Below are 17,394 nucleotides of genomic sequence, written 5' to 3'. Positions count from 1 at the left end.
CCCATCGCCCCGGTTGTCCCCGTCACTCCGGCCTCCCTCATCGCTTCGGTCGCCTCGGTCCTGCCGCGTTCGCCTCCGTCGTCGCCGAATGGGCGGCGGCCTTCGTCCCGCCTGACCGTTCGGCCAGGTCGCACCAGGGGCACCAGGGCCGCTCCACCGTGTGCACGTGCAGGGCGTTCGCCGCGCAGGTCCGCAGCCGTCCCGGGGCCGTCTCGGCGGCCAGCGCCTCGGCCCAGGCCTGCGCTGTGGGCCGGCTTCCGCCGAAGGCGGCGCGCAGGAGATCCATGAGCCGCCGGGGCAGCAGGTCGAGGGGTGGTACGGCCCGGGGCAGCAGCACAGACGTACGGTCGAGGAGGCGGCACCGCCCGTGCAGGACGTTGTCGTCGTAGGAGAGGTAGGCGCCGCCCTCCGCGGGGTGCCCGGCGAAGGGGTGGAGTCCGCCCATCAGTAACTGGTGGACGAGGACCGCGAGCACGAAGTCGTCGGAGCTCCGGTCCGGTGGGGTGCCGGCGGGCGCGCCGATCCGTTCGGGGGCGGTGTAGCCGGCGGTGCTCATCCGCCCGGGGAACAGCTCGCCGCCGTCCGTGAACTGCCAGGAGTCCACGTCCGCCATGCCGATCTCACCCCGGCCGTCCACCCAGAGGTTGTCGGGCTTGAGGTCGCCCACCACATAGCCCTCGGTGTGCAGATCCGCGAGGAGGCGGGCGAGGGAGCGGGCGACGGACAGCGCGGTCGCCCAGGTCGCGCGGGGCAGCGGAGCGTGGCGGGCGAGCGGAGTGAGCAAGTGGGCGAACGGCCGGTGGGCGTGGCGCATGTCGGTCATCACGTAGCCGTCGATCCCGTCGGCGCCCGGGCTCGCGGTGCGTACCCCGACCATCGGCCAGGCGGCCCTCGGCGGCGTCGCGGCGAGCAGCCGCACCGTGCGCGGCTCGCGGCGCTGCCGGACCAGCCGGGCTATACGGCGACGGTAGGCCGCGGGGTCGGGCGGGTCGAGGACGAGCTTGGCCACCAGCGGGCGGGCGTCGTCGACGCCGTACACGACACCTTCCGAGCCGCTGCCGATCCGCTCGGTCAGGCGCCACTCGCGTCCGGTGCCGGTCACCACCGTGAGAGCCATCGTCACTCCCCGTCGACCAGGGCGCACAGCACGGTCAGGTCGTCGCCGGTGCGGGCGGCCCCCGGTCCGGAGAGCAGGGCACGCAGGGGCTCGGCGTCGCCCCCGTTGGCGCGGAGGGTGGCGGCGAGCCCGCAGAAGAACCGTGCGGACGGCAACGGTCCCGCCTCCGGGGGAAGTCCGCGTACCGAGGGATGGTCGAGGGTCAGCGCGGCGCAGCCGTCGGTGGCCAGGACGACTCCGCTGAGCTCCGGCTCCCACACCACGAACGAGCGCACGCGCAGGGCGGCGCCGGGCGAGGAGAGGAAGACGGTCCCGGGGCTCCCGGGCCCGGGCGGCGGCAGGACGAGATGGCACCGCTCGGTCCCGGAACCGCGACCGGTGTCCGTACCGGCAGGGGCTCCACGGCCGGGACCGTCACCGGCACCCGCGCCGGGGGTCTCGCGGGTGAGCACCGTGCCGAAGCAGTCACCGACCGAGACGAACGCCACCCACGGGGGCCGGACGACCGCCGCGGCCAGGGTGGCGGCGAGGGCGCCGACGTCGGCGTGCGGCGAGTCCGCCGGGTGCGCCGGGCCGGCCGGGTGCGCCGGAACCGTCGTCTCCAGCAGGGCCGTCACCGTCCGCAGGTACTCCGCGACCACCCGGGCGCCGGCCGCGGCGGTCCATCGTGTCCATGTCTCCGGGGAGTCCCCGGCGTCCGGCACGTCCTCGGCCAGCACGCGGCAGGCCGTGTCGACGGCGATGTGCGCGCCGAGCGCGCTGCGCTCCCGGCCACCGGCGCCGTCCGCGACGGAGAGCACCGTCGCGGCGCCCGGACCGACCGCCTTGAAGGCGTCCTGGCAGCCCTGCCCCGCCGCCAGGTGCCCGGTGCCCTGCACGGCCGCCCCCGCGACGATCACCGGTACTTCTCCTCAAGTTGTCGCAGCCTCCGCTGCCGTTCCGCCAGGTCGGCCACCTGGCCATGGATCTCGTCGGCGGCCTGGACCGCGCCGATCCGGTCCGAGCTCTGGAACAGCAGGTCGAGGATCTGTCCGAAATCCAGGCCCTCCAGCATCAGTGCGGCCTTCGGCGCGAGGACGCGGAGCAGTTCCAGGTCGGCGCCGCGCACCCCGATGGCCTGGAGGACGCATTCGCCCCGCTCCTCACCGCGGCGCACCTTCTCGGCCGTACCGGCCAGGGCGGCGGGCTCCATCCGCCGTCCGTCGGCGTCGCTCGGAGCGCCGTCCGTCAGCACCCACAGGAACGGCCGCCGCACCTGGACACGCCGGGCCTGCAGCGCCCGGTAGCGCTCCCCGGCGAGGGTGAGCGCGGTCTCCACGGCCTCCGTCATGCGGGTGAGCCCGGCGGCCTCCAGCCGAGGCGGGCGCATCCGGTCCACCGGTACGAAGAGCCGGTCGACCGTGGCCTCCCCGACCGGCACCAGCACCTCCCGTACGGGGTCGAAGACCCGCACCTGTGAGTCGAAGCCGATCAGGCAGACCTCCACCCGTGCGCGCAGCCGCGGCTCCGCCCTGACCCCGTCGAACCAGCGCTCGAGCGCGTCGTTGAGCTCGTCGATGCGCGGGCTGTGGGCGGGGCGCCCCATGGAGGCGGAGGTGTCGAGGAGCAGGACGACGGGCTGCCGTTCGTCGTAGCCCTCCGCGAACCCCATGCCGTACTCACTCATCGCCAGGCCACCCGTCCTCACGCATCCCCGGTCCCCCGTCCTCTCGCTCCCCCGGGGTGGTCCCGTGCGCGACGAGAGTCCGCCCCTCGGCGTCGTGGCCCACGACGACCTCCGTTCCCGGTGCCATCCCCGGGGTGTCCGTGCCCATGCGCAGCAGCACGCCCTCGACCAGTACGTACGCGTCCGGTGCCGGCCAGGTGACGATCCGGCCCCGCGCCCCGAGAGCCCACTCCCGCATCCCGCCGTTCATGTGCCGACGTCAGGTGAGCGGGTGTCAGTTATCCCTGTTCCAGCGGAAATCAGCCGCTTCCACACGTTCTGCCGCACTTCCTGTACCGCCCTCCTGGACCTCGTTACGGGCGGACCGGCCGGGAGATCTCCGACCGGAGCAGTTCGAGAAGCTCGTTCGCCCGGTCCATTCCGGCGTCGGAGCCGAGATCCGCGATCCCGCCGTCCAGCAGTACTTCCAGCGGCTTGCCGTCGCAGCCACCGCAGTCACCGAACCGGTCGTGGAAGAGCACCAGGGCGTGCTCGGGCCGGTTGCGCCGGGACTGCCAGACGAGGCCGACGATGTCGGGCGTCTGTGCGCGGATCTCGCTCGCCCACCGCCTGGCCTGCGGATAGTTGCGCTCGTCCTCCAGGAGCGTGGAGTCCTGGCAGACTGCGGCCAGGTCCCGTTCCTCGATGAGCGAGACCAGGCTCAGGTCACACCTGGTCCGCAGGGCGCTCAACGACCGCCCCCGTACCGTGATCCAGGGGATGTAGCGCATGCTGTAACGGGGGTCGTAGGGCCGCGACCGCAGCACGCTCTCGGCGAGGGCCGTGGTCGGGTCGGCCGCCAGGTACAGGGAGTGGTACGGATCCAGCGCCGTGCCGTCGAAGCGGCTGCCCGCGCGGTGGTCGTGGACGTCCGCGAGGGTCGGGTTGAACTCGTCCGGCGCGTACGTGGACTTGTGCACCCGCCACAGTTCCGTGCCCGCCGGGACCACCAGCCGGTTGGGGGACAGCTCCAGCGGTGTCATGGGGAAGAAGCTGTTCATCAGTCTCCCTCCGCCAGGGCCGTGGCCGCGCCGACCAGTTCCCGGTCGGACAGCCTGCCGAGGAGCGACGCGGGGGTTCCGCCCAGCCAGCTGTTCCCGCTGAGCCACCAGGCGGCGGCGCCCCAGGGGTCGATGTCGGCGAGGAGTACGCGGTTGACCTCAAGGACCACCGCGCAGGGGCTGCCGTCTCCCGTACCGAACTGGAACTCCGGGTAGCGGTCGCCGCCCCCGGCGTCCGTCAGTCTGATCAGCTCGGGGGGCGGTGCCGTGTCGCCGCACCGGGCCCGCGCCTCGTCGCCGGAGAGGGCCGGCGCCCTCAGGAGCTGGTCCTGCGCGCTGTCGCCGTCGGCACCTCCGTCCGCGGTGCCGGGGGACGGCTCCGGAATCACCAGACGTGCCATCAGCTCCCGTGCTCCCGCCACGGCGGACGGGCCGGGTGGCGCCGCGACCAGGCGTACGGAGTCCAGCGCGACGCGCACCGGATGGTCCAGTGGCAGCGGCAGCAGCGCCAGGCGTACGCCCTGCAGTGCTCGGCGGACCGCCCTCGTGTCGTCGGACGCCGCGTCGGCGAGAGCGGCCAGTCTGGCGAGCAGCAGCGCGTACTCCTCGTCGTCGAGCGCGTCCCTGACGGTGTCCCGGTGCTCGCCGATCAGAGCGAGCAGCCGTTCCGTTCCACCGCGGCTCGCACCCGTACCGTCGTCGTTCACGTGTTCCCCCCTTCTGTCGGGCCGTGTGTCGTACCGTCCGTCATGTTCCGTGTCCTCGCTTCCTTCGGGCCCGGATGTCCCTGGTGGACGAAGGCCGCCCACAGCGGAACGCGGTCGAGCCCGGGGCGTTCCATCTCCCGCAGCAGCTCGCCGCCGAGCGAGCCCGGGTTCTCGCGGTGCGGGTCGAGCATCCACAGCTGCGCCGCCCGGAGCGCGTCGACGGGGCTGAGCCCGTCGACGGTCAGGTGGTGGTGGAAGACCGCCATCAGCAGCGCCGAGGCGCTGTCCACCGTCGTCCAGCGCGATCCGACCACGTCCCGCGCTCCGGCGGAGACGAAGGCCGTGGTCAGCGTCAGCGCCTCGTCGTGGTCGCGGTTGCTCAGGTCGGTCTCGCAGGCACTCAGCACGACCAGCGGGCCGTCCGGCGCGCCGTCCGCCGGGCCGTGCCGGGGGTCCGTGCGGTCGAGCAACCGGGTCACCGTCAGTGAGCCGGGACCCGGTGCGGCGTCCGTCACGGCCTCGTCTGCGGAGGCGCCCTCGGCGCCGTCGGGGGCGGCGAGGCGCAGGGCCGAGACCGTGGGCCGCGTGCCCGCCGATCCGTGCGTGGCCACGTGGAGCAGCGAGGCTCCGCCCGCGAGCCGCGCGAGGATCTCGTCGGGCGTCGCGGCGGCCAGCCGCTCCTTGGGCTCGTCGAAGACCTCCCCGCACAGCAGTGCCCGCGGGTAGAAGGCGTCCCGCAAGGCTCTGACCTCGACGTCGGCATGGACCAGGTCCATGGTCGGGTCGGCCACCAGGACGGGGGCGGCCGCCGGGTCGCGCGGCGCGCGCCGCACCGTGCGCAGGAACTGGCCGCCGGACGCGGCGTAGCTGATGACCGCCGTCTCGCACAGGTGGCGGGGCGCGTCGCCCGGGAAGCGCGCGGCGTGCCAGGGAACGATGCCGAGGCGTCCGCAGGGCACCAGGACGGCCCGCAGCGGCCGGCCGTCGACGCCTCCGGCGGCCATGAGCCGCTCCTCCAGGCCGGCGAGGACCGGGCCGAGCACCTGGAACGCCCAGTCGCACAGCGTTCCGAGGGCGTCCTCCCAGGCCCGCTCGGCGGCCGGGTCGCGGTCCGGGCCGTGGCCGCGGGCGTCCGCCGCGTCGATGTAGCTTTCCAGTGGACCGCTCCCGGCCTCGGACAGCAGAGGCAGCGCGCCCACTCCGGCGCCGAGGTCGCGCCCGACCGCGATCACCATCCCGGGCATCTCGCCCTCGCCGGGGATCAGGTAGACGAGGACGTCCGCGCCGGCCTCGGCGACCGCGTCCGCGAGTTCGGCGAGCGTGGGGGTGGCGGGCGAGCCGCCGTCCCCCTGCCGGTGACCGAGGGCTTCGAGGGCCCGGCGGCGCAGCGAACTGGGCAGTTCGCGGGGTACGCCTGCTTCCTCGGCGGGCCCGGCGCCACGCGAGCCGGCCGCCCGCCAGGTCTCGGCGAGATCGTGGTGTCCGGCCGCGGCGAGCTGTTCGGGCACGGCCGACGAGGTGGCGGCCGCCTGCAGTACCAGGGCCCGGCCCAGTTCCAGAGCGGCCAAGGCCTCGTGCACCCGCCCGAGCGTGAGCGCCCAGCGGGCGGCCCGCAGGCCGCGGCTGGCTCCGGAGCGGGCCGCCAGCAGTCCGTGCTCCGCCCCGGTCTGCAGGAGGACGTCGTCGGCGAGCGCGGTCAGGGCCTCCTCGGCGGCGTCCACGCAGGCGGTGTCCTCCGTGTCCTCCCTCAGCACCCGGCGCAGGTGGTACGCCTCGGCCAGGCGCCACAGCGCGTCGGCGGCGATCCGCTGTCCCCTGCCCTGCCGGACCTCTGCGCGGATCCGCTCCAGCACGTGGATCAGGGCGTCGAGGGTGGCCGGGTCCCGGGTGTGGGAGAGGCGCATGCCCAGGGAGGCGGCGTGGGCGTCGAGTTCCTCCACCGAGGCGCCCTCAGGGGGCGCGGGCGGGAGATCCCCGGGCACCGCCACCCGCTCGCCGGCGAGGCCCGCGCGGAGCAGACCGAGGTCCGGCATCGGTACGTCGGGCAGGGACGGTCCGCCGGCGAACGGCAGCCCGGTGTCCTTGGCACCGGTGATGCCCTGCTCGGTGTACGGCAGGGAGCGCAGGACCATCTCCGTGTCGCCGGTGACGGCACCGAGCCGACCGTAGGCGGCGCCGAGGCAGGAGAGTACCGCGAAGCGGTACGGGTGATCCTCGGGTACGGTCCGCTCCAGTGCCTCGGCCTCCTCGACGAGTTCGCGGAGGCGTTCGGCGTCCTCCGTCTCCCCGGCTTCGAGAATCCGGCTGAACGTCGCGAACGCGCGGCCCAGCACGGACGGGTCGCCCGTCCCCGGGGGCGGCGACTCGGCGATGCTCTCCAGGTGCGCCACGACCGTGTCGAGGTGGGCCCGGCCCGCCGACCGGTCCTGGAAGGTACCGCCGACGGCGGGGCTGACGGCGAGCAGCAGCGCTCTCAGGCTCTCCGTCGCGGGCGCCGTGTCCAGGCCGGGCAGCGGCGTGTCCTGGACCGAACCCAGCCGGGCGAGCAGTCGGTCGAGCGCCTCGGGGCCGCCGTCCCTCAGCGCGTGGTCGAGCCCGGCGGTGGTCTCGGCGACCACCCCCAGCGCGGCGGTGAGCCGGCGCATGTCATCGAGGCCGAGCGAGGGCCGCGGGGGCGGGGACTCACCGGCGCCGGGCTCTCCTCCCCGCCCGTCCGCCCCGTTCCCCCCGGCCCCCGGCCCGCCCCCGTCCGGGCGCCCGTTCCCGCCGGACCCACCACCCGGATCGCCCATGCCGGAAGTGCCCATGCCGGAAGCGCCCGTACCGGAGGTGCCCGTACGAGAGGTGCCCGTACGAGAGGTGCCCGCGTGTGGCGTCGAAGGGGTGCCGTGGGAGCCGAACAGGTGCTTCATCAGGTGCCGTATCCGGTCGTCCACCGGTGTTCCGCCGGACGACATGCCCGTCAGCAGGCCGGTGAGCCCGGCACCGGCGGGCAGGTCGAGAAGGCCCCGCATCCGGCGCAACTCGTCCAGGAACGCGGGCGGCAGCGGCAGCTCCGTCACCTCCGCCGTCAGCGCCTCGGCCTCCGCCGCCGCGGCCGCCATCCCGGCGGGGCCCACCCGTACGACCCACTCCAGGAGGGCGGAGAGGTCGGGGAGCGCCCCGGGCGCGACCTGCCCCGGCCACAGCGGCACCACATGCGGCAGCAGGAACAGCGCCGCCCACCGCCGGTCCTCGTCGCTCACCGCCGCGCCCAGCGGCGTCCGCCCGTCCCGTGCGTCCCGCAGCAGCCGCTCCGCGCGCTCCCGGTCGGCCGGCGCACCGCCCCCCGCCGTGTGTCGCAGCGTCAGCGCGCCTGCCAGCCACACGCTCACCGCACCGCGCAGGCTTGGATCGTGGTGCAGGAGACGGACCAGGCCGTCGAGTTCGGCGACGGCCGCGTCGTGGTCCGGCGGCGACGCACCGGCCGCCGCGCCCGGCACCAACCGCCGCGCCCGCCCCATCGCGTCCGCCGCCCAGACACGCAGGCCCAGAACACCGCCGGTCTCCTCGTCGCCCATCGGCACCTGCCTCCCCCGCTCGCCTACCTCGATCACGTACGGGCATCGGCCCACCCCACCGGCCACCGCCCCGCCGATCCGTACTATGCCGACCCGTCTCGCCCCCGGTGGCCGTTCCGCCCGTATTCCGTGCTCAACGCCCGGAATCCGCCCGGGACACGCCCAGATCGGCTCGCATCTCGCGCCGCATCTCCCGCAACCGCTCCCACAGCGCGTCGATCCCCGCCTGCACGGCGGCGGGCACGTCCCCCTGTCTCGGGACTCCGGCGTCCAGCCGCCGGACCATGCCGTACACCGTGCCCAGGCCGTGGCTGACGCGGCCCGCGTGCTCCAGCACCCGCTGCGGCAACCGCATCTGGGCCTCCGCGTACACGTCCCGGTACCGGTCCCGCGCCTCGGTCAGCCGCTGCCGTACCGAACCCAGTTCCTCCGCGCGTCCCAGTGCGTGCAACTGGTCGGTGAGCGCGGCCAGATACTGCCGGCCCGCGGTGTTGAGCGCCACGTAGCAGACCCACCGTTCCTGGACCTCACCGCGCCGTTCCCGCAGCCGCTCCGCGCGCTCCTGCTCGCGCCGCCGGCCGCGGTCCGCCGCGCGCTGGGTCAGCAGCGCGGACAGCAGCGTTCCGACGACTCCGACGACCGCGGCCACCGGAGCGGTCACGCCACCGAGGTCCACCTGTCCTCCAGCCTTCGGCCACTTCGCCGTTGCTCCGTGCGCTCCGCCGTTCCCGCACACCGCCATCGAAGCAGCGGGGCCCCTCCGGGGTGAACACCCGGCCCGGACGACGACCGGTGTTCGCCCCGCCTCCGACCACCCGGGCATCGGGACGCTCAGGACTCCGCACCGCGCCCCGGGGCGTCGCCCGGCCGATTTCCGGTCGTCTCACGGAAGTCGACGCGTGCGCCGTACCGAAGGACCGGCCGGCGAGCCATCATGAGCCCACGGGAGACGGTGAGCCGGCGGGTACGGAACCACCCGCGGGGAACAGGGGGACACACGAGCATGGTGAGCGACGAGGCGGGTGGAGGCATCCGGGGACTGCGGCTCTGGGCCGCCGACGCGATCAGGCGGGCGGCCCCGTTGATCTCCGGATCGCACGACGGGGCGCTGTCCGCAGGGGACTTCGACGGCCCGGTGGCCGAACTGTCGGGCCTGCGGGACCTCCTGGATCACGACCGCGAACTGCTGGGCGTGGTCACCCTGCGCCTCGGCGCCCTGCTCGCCGTCCGGTACGCCACCGGGAACGGCACCCCGGAGGACCGCGAGCGCGCGCAACGCCTGCTGAACGAGGCGCGGGACCCCTCGACGCCGTCCGGCGAGGCGGTGACGGAGCAGGACAGGCAGTGGGCGGCGATGCTCCTGCTCACGGTGACGGACTCGTCGGTACCGCTCGGCACGCCGGGTGCCATCCCGGACTTCTGGCCCATCTTCGACCAGATGCTCAAACCGGGTCCGGGCGTGCCGGAGGAAGAGGCGGCAAGGCTGGCCGCGCTGGCGGAGGAGGCCGCCCGGCTGCCGGTGCCACCGGAGGTGCGGAAGAAGCTCGGGCAGTTCGAGGAACTGCTGTCGTACGTGTCGCGCTCGGACCTCTCCGACCCGGGGACGCTGCTGGGCATGCTGCCCGCGGACTTTCCGTTCACCGAGCAGCTCCAGTTGCTCCTGGAGCTGTCGAAGGACCTGCCCGAAACCGCGGAGACCGCTGGAAACCCCGCGGCCCCCACCCCTCCGGAACCCGCCGTGGCCCCCACGCCTCCGGAACCCGCCGCGGCCCCCACGCCTCCGGAGCCCCCCGCTGCCTCGTCGGCGACCGCCCCCGCCCCGGACGCGGACACCACCGTGCTCGGCTCCTGGCTGGCCGCGCTGCTCGGGCCCGTGGACGCCCTGCGCACCGGTGACCCGGAGCAGGTCAGCGAGGCGCTGCGGCGGCTGGGCACGGACCTGGACCGGCTGCCGGACGGCCACGACCAGGCCCCCGACATCGAGAACCTGATGCGGCTCATGCTGCAGGTGGGCCGGCCGCTGGGCGGCAGCCACCAGGACACCGACGTGGCCCGCGGCCACGCGCGGCGGGTCACCGAGCACTTCGAGCAGCAGGCGGCCGCCGACCCCGCCGCCTCCGGACTCCTCATCGGCAACCAGGCACTGAACCTGCTCGCCCGGGTGAACGAGGCGGAGGAGGCGGAGTCCGGGGAGGACCTCGCGGCGCTGGTGGACGAACTGGACTCCTTGGAGCGGTCCGTCCCGGCGGACCACCCGTTCCGCCCGGTGGTGCGGCTGGTGCTCGGCAACGCGCTGACCAGCCTCGGCGCGCACACGCGGGACACCGGAACGCTCCTGCGCGGCTTCGCCCACCAGGAGGAGACCCTGGCGTCCATGACCGCCGCCTCCTACGGCGTCCCCGACGCGCTGCTCACGGCGCTCAGGGAGGGGCTGCTCACCGCACAGGCCGTCGTGGGCGGGACGCCGGGATCATTGCCCGAGTACACACCTCCCCCCGCGGACGCCTCCGCGGAGACCCGCTTTCTCTCCGCTCTGGCGGCGACGCTGCGGCACTCCGTCACCAAGGACCCGGCCGATCTGGACGCAGCCATCGGGGATTTGGAGCGGGTCCGCGACCACGTCCGCCAGGGACGTTCCCCGCAGATCGCCGCCCCCGCGCTCTGGCAGCTCGCGGAGAACCACCGCGTCCGTCTGGGCCGCACCCGGGACCCTGCGGACCGGGACGCCGCCACGGACGCGGCGCTGGAGTCCCTCCAGGCACTCGCCGGTGACGTGGTACTCCAGGCCGGCCCCGACCACGGTCTGCTGACCGCCCGGTCCGGAGCCGACCGCGGCATCCGGGCCGCCAGGTGGGCCGCCTCCCAGGGCCGGGCCGAGGAGGCGGTGACCGCGCTGGAGCTGGGCCGGGCGCTGGTGCTGCAAGCGGCGTCCACCTCGCGGGCCGTTCCGGACCTGCTGGAGTCCGGGGGCCACCACGACCTCGCCCGGGAGTGGCGGGCCACGGGCGCCGCCGGCGGCGGGGAGCCCGGTGTGCTCCCGCGCGAACTGCCCAGTTCCCTGCGGCGCCGCGCCTTGGTGGCGCTCGGTCACAGGGATCCGGGCGGCGCGCTGTTCCGGACGCCCACGGTGGAGGAGCTCAAGGCCGGGGTCGCGGCGGGCGAGGCGGACGCGCTGGTCTATCTGCTGGCCGGCGAGGACACCACGCCGGGCATGGCGATCGTGGTGGGCCCGGACACCGGCACGGGTGTACGGGTGCTGCCCCTGCTCTCCGGCGAGCACAGCGGCCCTCTGGAGCGCTATGTCGACGCGGCAGCCCGGCACCAGTCGCTGCCCCGCGACGCAACCGCCGAGCAGGAGTGGGAGGAAGCCCTCGCCGAGCTGTGCGACTGGGCGACCGGAGCGGTGATCGTGCCCGTCATGAGCGGCGTCGCCGAACGGATCGCCGCCAACGGGGAGCGGCGCAGGGACCGTTCGGGCCCGCCGAGGATCGTGCTGGTGCCGTGCGGGCGTCTCGGCATCGTCCCGTGGCACGCGGCACGGCTGCCCACCGGGGCACCGCACACGTACGCGTGCCAGGCGATGGTGTTCAGCTACGCGGCATCCGGCCGGCAGTTCCTCGACACGGTCCGCCGCGCCCGGCGCGCCCCCGCCGCCGATCCGGTGCTGGTCGCGGATCCCAGCATGAGCCTGCCGCACGTAGAGCTGGAGGTCGCGGCGCTACACCGGTCACTGTATCCGGGAGCGCGGCTGTACGGAGACCTCTACGACCTCCCCGTCGAACCGGAGGCCCCCGGAACCCCGGACGACCTGCTCGACGTGCTCGCCGGTACGCCCTCCGTGCTCCATGTCGCCTGCCACGGCTCGGCCGGTACGAGCCCGACGGCGTCCGCGCTGCAACTGGCGTACCCGGAGGACGGTTCCGAGGCGGCGTCCGACGGGCCCGGGCCCGGGACGGGACCGGACGCCGGCCTGCTCACCGTCTCCCGGCTCCTCGGCCGCCGGCCGGCCGGAGCGGACGCCGACGACGGGCCGTTGGTGGTGCTCAGTGCCTGCCAGACGGACCTGAGCACCCGCGATCACGACGAGGCGCTCACGCTGACGACCGCCTTCGTGACGAGCGGCGCGCGCGACGTGGTGGGTTCCCGGTGGGCCACCCGTGACTCCGCCTCGGCTCTCATGATGGCCGTGTTCCACCATTACGTGTCCGTCGAGAACCGCAGCCCGGTCGACGCGCTCAGAGCGGCGCAGATGTGGATGCTCGACCCGCACCGCGAGAACCCGGGATCGCTCGGCGGCGACCTGCTCGACGAACTGAACAAGGGCCCGCGACTGGACCACCCGGCCGACTGGGCACCCTTCATCCACCAGGGCCACCCGGGTCCCGCCACGACCGGCGCCCTCTCGGACAGTGGCGGAGGTCGGCAGCCCGTGTGAGGTGGGCTCAAAGGCGCTTCCGCCGGTGGCATGGCGCCCTGTCATGCCCCGCCTGATTCCTGATGCCCGCAGCGCGTCCTGAGAACGCAGGTGCCGCTGCTGTACAACGCTGCCCGGAGTTCGAGGAGACCTCGTCCCACGGCAGGCCGCCGCGAGGGGCATAACCGTACACGCCTTCACATCGGACACTTGTTTGCATCGGGCTCCCGCGACGCCCCGCCGCCCGGCCTCTCCGGTGGCCGGCCCGAACCGGCGCGCCGCGTACTCCGGCCCCCGCCGGAGGCGGGCGCACCCGCCGGTAACACCCGGCACCCGGCAGCTGTCGGATGCCGGGCCTGACGTCACCGCCGGCTGCCCCGGCAGCCTTCAGCCCTGATGCGGCCGGCCGTACTCCTGTGCCATCGGGCCCGCGAAGTCGTACAGGATGACCTGTTCATCGCCGATCACCCAGGCATCGTGACCGGGCGGGCAGACGAAGACGTCCCCGGGCCCGATTTCACACTCGGCGCCGTCGTTCATCCGCAGGCCCATCCTGCCCTGGACCACGAAACCGTTGTGCTGGACCTCGCAGCTCTCCGTGCCGGCCAGCGGGCCCAGGGACTCGGTCCAGTGCCAGCCGGGCTCGAAGGTGGCCACGGCGAAGTCCAGCCCCGTCAGGTGGAGAACTTCGAGGTGGCCCCGCGGAAAGTCCCGCCGTTCATCTGCCTTGTCGATCGTCTTGACTTCCATCATTGCCGTCATGAGGAATCCCTCCAACCGCCCCCCTCGTCCTTCCATGGTGCTGCCGCCGGAGAGCCGGTGGCCACCCGTGGCGGCAAAGGGCTCGGAAAGCGGCCGGGAGCGGCTCCGCATCCCTCTGCCGGTGGGACCCCATCGGCAGAGGATCGGCGTCATCCGCGCACTGCGCCCGGCCGACGGCGTACGGCGCCGACCGGGCGCACACGAAGCACCGCCCGCGTCACAATGGTCCGCCCCCACCGGCCATGGCCGTTCAACTCCCCCGATTTCTCGGTGAGTTACCGAGCACGATCTGCGGGTTCGCACAGCACTCGGAACCGGGCGTCCCACGCCGGGCACGCGTTCTCCCGGGCGGCACTTCTGCCTTGTGACGGCGACGGGTCTTGCTCCTTTCGCGTTCCGTGTGCGATCTTTGAGGCATTCCCGCCATGGAAACGTTTCCACGAGGAGGTGGAGCCGGTGACCACGATCAAGGACGTCGCGGCACGGGCCGGGGTCTCGCTGGGGACCGCGTCCCGGGTGCTCAGCGGCAGCAGCCAGACCTCGCCCGACTCCAGGTCGCGCGTTCTCGCCGCCGTGGCCGAGCTGGGCTACATCGCCAACGGACCCGCCCGGTCCCTGCGGCGTTCCCGTACCGACGTGCTGGGGCTGCTCGTCTCGGACATCCGCAACCCGTTCTTCTCCGAACTCGCGCACGCCGCGGAGCAGGAGGCGCGGCAGCACGGCTACACCGTGCTGCTGGCCAACGCGAACGAGGACGCCGGACAGGCCGACGCGTATCTGCGGACCTTCGCCTCGCAGCGCATCGACGGCCTGCTGTTCTCCCCGCAGGGCACGGTCTCGCCGCAGCTCGCGGCCACCCTTGCCTCCGGGCTGCCGCTCGTCTTCCTCAACCGTACGGTCGAGGGCGTCGACGCCCCGCTGTACGGCACCGACAACGCGGAGGGCGTCGGCCATGTCCTGGCCTGGCTGCGGCAGCGCGGACATCGCGACGTGGCGTTCATCGGCGGCCCCGACACGATCTCCACGGGCGCGGAACGCCGTGCCGCCTACCTCGCCGGGCGTGAGGAGCACGGCATCAGCACCGACGACAGGCTGCTCGACGCCGGTGACTTCCTGGCCGAGGGCGCGGCCGAGGCCATGGGCCGGGTCATCGACCGGGGCGTCCCCTTCACGGCCGTCTTCGGCGCGAACGGCCTGACCACCCTCGGGGCCGTACGCGCGCTGCGCGAGCGGCTCGGTGCGGAGCGGGCCGCCCGCGTCGAGGTCGTCTCCTTCGACGACCTCGACTGGTTCGAGTTCGCGTCACCGCCCATCAGCGCGGTCCGCAACGACGCGTCGTCGATCGGCCGCCTCGGCGTGCGCGGACTGGTCGATCTCCTCGCCGGCCGCCCGGCATCCGGGCAACGCATCGCCACCTCCTTCGTCGACCGGTCACGGGCAGACGCCCGATGAGCACGCGCGTCGTCGCGGACGGCGCCGGCAGAGACGAAGTCCCCTTCGAAAGGATCAGGCAATGAGGGTAGCCCTCGGAGCAGACCATGCCGGGTACCCGCTCAAAGCGGCCGTGCGCCGGGCGATCGAGGACCTCGGCCACGAGATCGTCGACTGCGGCACCGACAGCTCCGACCCGGTCGACTTTCCCGACATCACCCGGGCCACCTGCGACCCGGTGCTCGCCGGAACCGCGGATCGGGCCGTGCTCGTGTGCGGCACCGGTCAGGGCGCCGTCATGGCCGCGAACAAACTGCCCGGCATCCGCTGCGGTCTGGCTCACGAGCCCTACTCCGCCCATCAGGCCGTCGAGCACGACGACGCCAACGCCATCGCCATGGGCGCCTGGCTCGTCCCGCACGCGCTCGTGCCGGACATCGTCCGCGAGTTCCTCGCCGCCACCTTCGACGACGACGAGGACACCCGCCGCAGAGTCACCAAGCTCAACGCGCTCGACACACTGACACCGCCGGCCTGACACCGCCGGCGGGCGAGGTCCCGCGCGCCCTCCGTACGACGCCGCCGAAGGCCGCCGTGCGTCGCCCCGGCATACCCGGAACCGCCGGTAAGGAAGCCCGGCCCGGCCCCGCCGGCCGGGACTTCCGCATCACGCACCCGCGATCCGGAGACCACCTGCAAGGAGAATCCCCATGTCCACCAGCACCGTTGCCGGACGGCGAAGCGTGCTCGGCACGAAGGACCGCGTCAAGACCGCGGTCGCCGCGGCCGTCGGCACCAGCGTCGAGAACTACGACTTCATCGCCTACGGAACCGCCTCCGCGCTCTACTTCGGAGCCGTCTTCTTCCCCGAGAGCGACCGGCTCGTCGGCACACTCCTGTCGTTCGCCACCCTCGCGGTCGGCTTCGTCATGCGCCCGCTCGGCGGCGCGATCGGCGGCTACTTCGCCGACAGATTCGGCCGCAAACCCGTCCTGGTCGCCGCCATGATCGTCATGGGCGCCGCGACCTTCCTCATCGGTGTCCTGCCGACCTACGAGCAGGCCGGTGTGGTCGCACCGATCCTGCTCGTGGCGATCCGCATGATCCAGGGCCTGGCGTTCGGCGCCGAATGGGGCGGGGCGATCACCATGGCCTACGAACACGCCCCGTGGCACCGCCGCGGGATGTTCGCCGCCATCCCCCAGTCCGGCAACCCCCTGGGCATCGCGCTCGCCAGCGGCGTATTCGCCTGGAGCGCCACACTCGACGGCGACTGGCAGTGGCGAACTCCCTTCCTGCTCAGCGCCGTTCTCGTCATCGTCGCGCTGATCGTGCGCTCCCGGCTCTCCGAATCCCCCGAGTTCCAGGAAGCCCGAGCCGGCGGCACGACCGAGAAGAACCCCCTCCTCGCGACCCTCCGCGACGACTGGCGGAGCATCCTGCGGGTGATCGCCCTGCGCGTCGTCGAATCCTTCGCCTACTACTCCACCGCGACCTACCTGCTCAGCTACCTCACCGAACGCGACCCCGATCTGCGTCCCGTCGCCCTCGGCGCCATCACAGCCGCCAGTATCCTGGCCATCGCGGTCACCTTCCTGGCCGGCTCGCTCACCGACCGCATCGGACGGCGCCCCATATACATCGCGGGCTGCACGGCGGCGATCCTCTTCGCGTTCCCGATGTACCTGCTCACCAACACCGGCCATCCGATAGCGGTCGTGGCCGTGTTCATCATCGGAATCGGGCTCATCCATGCCTCGCTCACGGGAACACAGGGGTCCCTGCTGACCGAGCAGTTCCGCACCGCCACCCGCACCTCGGGAGCGTCGCTCGGCTACCAACTCGCCGCGGCCATCGGCGGCTTCGCGCCACTGCTCGCCGCCGCCCTGGTGGGTGCCTTCGGCTGGCCGGGCGCCGCCCTGCTCTACCTCGGCGCCGCCATGATCGGCCTCGTCGGAATTCTCGCCACCAAGGAGACCTGGGGCCGCGACGAGCGCGAGCGCGTACTCGCCCTCGTCGCCGAGGAACGCGGCGCCTGACCTCTCATCGGGCCGCAAGGTGCGCTCGGCGGGCGAGAGACCGGGCTCCGGGCGGAGCCGTACCGTGTGGTACATGAAGTCTGTCACCGTGTCGATCGACGTACCGCAGACACCCGAGCAGGTCTACGACTTCCTCGACGTCATGGCTCACCACGAGCGGTTCACCGACCACTACCTCACCAACTGGCGCTACAGCGGCCCCGGCCGCGGCATCGGATCGTGCGCCACCGTCACCGCCGCGCTGGGCGGTACGACGGCCGATGTCGCCATCGAGGTCGTCGAGGCCGACCCGCCGCGGCGCATCGCCGAACGCAACGTCAGCGCGGCCGGCCGGCGCCTGGCCCACGGCACGTACACCATCGAGCCGTTGCGGACCGGCGGGAGCAATGTGTCGTTCACGTACGCCTGGGCGCGCGCCCCTCTCGCCGACCGTCTGCTGGCGCCCGTCGTCCGGGCCGCGACGCGGCGCGCCAACCGCACGGTCATGCGACGCCTGGCCACCGAGCTGGCCCGCCACACGTCTCCGTAGGACGACGACGGCCTGCATTCCCCTGTGATGCAGGCCGTCGTCACGCCGGACCCGTCGTTACCGGCGTTCCCCCTGCCGACCGGTGACAAGCGGCGCTGAACTGCGGCGTGGACAACGCTAGAAGGGTCA

At 73.6% G+C, this 17,394-nt stretch carries 14 protein-coding genes; 5 read left to right on the top strand and 9 right to left on the bottom strand.

Annotated features, from left to right (window positions below):
- Positions 1 to 37: 37 nt before the first annotated feature.
- The 8 genes from ACFXKG_RS20605 to ACFXKG_RS20570 all read right to left on the bottom strand — a co-directional run bounded on the left by ACFXKG_RS20605 (position 38) and on the right by ACFXKG_RS20570 (position 8,751).
- Positions 38 to 1,117, bottom strand: coding sequence for a hypothetical protein (locus tag ACFXKG_RS20605; RefSeq protein ID WP_384840769.1), 1,080 nt, complete (start codon positions 1,115 to 1,117; stop codon positions 38 to 40).
- A gap of 2 nt (positions 1,118 to 1,119) precedes the next feature.
- Positions 1,120 to 2,016 (bottom strand): protein phosphatase 2C domain-containing protein, encoded by an 897-nt coding sequence (locus tag ACFXKG_RS20600; protein ID WP_384840766.1) that lies wholly within the window; start codon positions 2,014 to 2,016, stop codon positions 1,120 to 1,122.
- Positions 2,013 to 2,783 (bottom strand): hypothetical protein, encoded by a 771-nt coding sequence (locus ACFXKG_RS20595; protein WP_384840763.1) that lies wholly within the window; start codon positions 2,781 to 2,783, stop codon positions 2,013 to 2,015. Before ACFXKG_RS20595 ends, ACFXKG_RS20600 begins: the two co-directional genes overlap by 4 nt.
- Positions 2,776 to 3,033, bottom strand: a complete 258-nt coding sequence (locus ACFXKG_RS20590; RefSeq protein ID WP_384840760.1) for a hypothetical protein — start codon at positions 3,031 to 3,033, stop codon at positions 2,776 to 2,778. The genes ACFXKG_RS20595 and ACFXKG_RS20590 overlap by 8 nt, the downstream gene beginning before the upstream one ends.
- Before the next feature lie 103 nt (positions 3,034 to 3,136).
- Complete coding sequence (locus ACFXKG_RS20585; protein ID WP_384840758.1) at positions 3,137 to 3,823, bottom strand: RES family NAD+ phosphorylase; 687 nt, start codon at positions 3,821 to 3,823, stop codon at positions 3,137 to 3,139.
- Complete coding sequence (locus ACFXKG_RS20580; RefSeq protein ID WP_384840755.1) at positions 3,823 to 4,530, bottom strand: hypothetical protein; 708 nt, start codon at positions 4,528 to 4,530, stop codon at positions 3,823 to 3,825. Before ACFXKG_RS20580 ends, ACFXKG_RS20585 begins: the two co-directional genes overlap by 1 nt.
- The gene (locus ACFXKG_RS20575; RefSeq protein WP_384840752.1) at positions 4,527 to 8,090 is read right to left on the bottom strand and encodes a CHAT domain-containing protein; all 3,564 of its coding nucleotides are present in this window, start codon (positions 8,088 to 8,090) and stop codon (positions 4,527 to 4,529) included. The genes ACFXKG_RS20580 and ACFXKG_RS20575 overlap by 4 nt, the downstream gene beginning before the upstream one ends.
- A 133-nt stretch (positions 8,091 to 8,223) precedes the next feature.
- Positions 8,224 to 8,751, bottom strand: a complete 528-nt coding sequence (locus ACFXKG_RS20570; RefSeq protein ID WP_384840749.1) for a hypothetical protein — start codon at positions 8,749 to 8,751, stop codon at positions 8,224 to 8,226.
- Between the two features lie 342 nt (positions 8,752 to 9,093).
- Here ACFXKG_RS20570 and ACFXKG_RS20565 point away from each other — a divergent pair, with 342 nt between their 5' ends.
- The gene (locus ACFXKG_RS20565) at positions 9,094 to 12,525 is read left to right on the top strand and encodes a CHAT domain-containing protein (RefSeq protein WP_384840746.1); all 3,432 of its coding nucleotides are present in this window, start codon (positions 9,094 to 9,096) and stop codon (positions 12,523 to 12,525) included.
- 366 nt (positions 12,526 to 12,891) lie between these two features.
- On the opposite strand, the gene ACFXKG_RS20560 is transcribed toward ACFXKG_RS20565, so the two are convergent.
- Positions 12,892 to 13,257 carry a cupin domain-containing protein gene (locus ACFXKG_RS20560; protein WP_384841146.1) on the bottom strand — a complete coding sequence of 122 codons (366 nt, stop codon included), beginning with the start codon at positions 13,255 to 13,257 and terminating at the stop codon, positions 12,892 to 12,894.
- A 465-nt stretch (positions 13,258 to 13,722) separates the two neighbouring features.
- On the opposite strand from ACFXKG_RS20560, the gene ACFXKG_RS20555 reads away from it, so the two are divergent.
- The 4 genes from ACFXKG_RS20555 to ACFXKG_RS20540 all read left to right on the top strand — a co-directional run bounded on the left by ACFXKG_RS20555 (position 13,723) and on the right by ACFXKG_RS20540 (position 17,265).
- Positions 13,723 to 14,718, top strand: a complete 996-nt coding sequence (locus ACFXKG_RS20555; RefSeq protein ID WP_384840743.1) for a LacI family DNA-binding transcriptional regulator — start codon at positions 13,723 to 13,725, stop codon at positions 14,716 to 14,718.
- Between the two features lie 61 nt (positions 14,719 to 14,779).
- Positions 14,780 to 15,235 (top strand): RpiB/LacA/LacB family sugar-phosphate isomerase, encoded by a 456-nt coding sequence (locus ACFXKG_RS20550; protein WP_365814499.1) that lies wholly within the window; start codon positions 14,780 to 14,782, stop codon positions 15,233 to 15,235.
- A 172-nt stretch (positions 15,236 to 15,407) separates the two neighbouring features.
- Complete coding sequence (locus tag ACFXKG_RS20545; RefSeq protein WP_384840740.1) at positions 15,408 to 16,736, top strand: MFS transporter; 1,329 nt, start codon at positions 15,408 to 15,410, stop codon at positions 16,734 to 16,736.
- Positions 16,737 to 16,809: 73 nt separating this feature from the next.
- Complete coding sequence (locus ACFXKG_RS20540) at positions 16,810 to 17,265, top strand: SRPBCC family protein (RefSeq protein WP_384840737.1); 456 nt, start codon at positions 16,810 to 16,812, stop codon at positions 17,263 to 17,265.
- The last annotated feature ends 129 nt before the right edge of the window (positions 17,266 to 17,394 follow it).

The organism is Streptomyces sp. NPDC059255, from assembly GCF_042752355.1.
In the GTDB taxonomy this organism is placed as follows: Bacteria; Actinomycetota; Actinomycetes; order Streptomycetales; family Streptomycetaceae; genus Streptomyces.
Note: the sequence above shows the minus strand (reverse complement) of the source record. Positions and strands in the feature narration are given on the sequence as shown.

Coding starts and splice junctions, on each gene's coding strand:
- ACFXKG_RS20605 (WP_384840769.1), bottom strand. CDS start 1,117: ATGGCTCTCACGGTGGTGACCGGCACCGGACGCGAGTGGCGCCTGACC.
- ACFXKG_RS20595 (WP_384840763.1), bottom strand. CDS start 2,783: ATGAGTGAGTACGGCATGGGGTTCGCGGAGGGCTACGACGAACGGCAG.
- ACFXKG_RS20590 (WP_384840760.1), bottom strand. CDS start 3,033: ATGAACGGCGGGATGCGGGAGTGGGCTCTCGGGGCGCGGGGCCGGATC.
- ACFXKG_RS20585 (WP_384840758.1), bottom strand. CDS start 3,823: ATGAACAGCTTCTTCCCCATGACACCGCTGGAGCTGTCCCCCAACCGG.
- ACFXKG_RS20575 (WP_384840752.1), bottom strand. CDS start 8,090: ATGGGCGACGAGGAGACCGGCGGTGTTCTGGGCCTGCGTGTCTGGGCG.
- ACFXKG_RS20565 (WP_384840746.1), top strand. CDS start 9,094: ATGGTGAGCGACGAGGCGGGTGGAGGCATCCGGGGACTGCGGCTCTGG.
- ACFXKG_RS20560 (WP_384841146.1), bottom strand. CDS start 13,257: ATGATGGAAGTCAAGACGATCGACAAGGCAGATGAACGGCGGGACTTT.
- ACFXKG_RS20550 (WP_365814499.1), top strand. CDS start 14,780: ATGAGGGTAGCCCTCGGAGCAGACCATGCCGGGTACCCGCTCAAAGCG.
- ACFXKG_RS20545 (WP_384840740.1), top strand. CDS start 15,408: ATGTCCACCAGCACCGTTGCCGGACGGCGAAGCGTGCTCGGCACGAAG.
- ACFXKG_RS20540 (WP_384840737.1), top strand. CDS start 16,810: ATGAAGTCTGTCACCGTGTCGATCGACGTACCGCAGACACCCGAGCAG.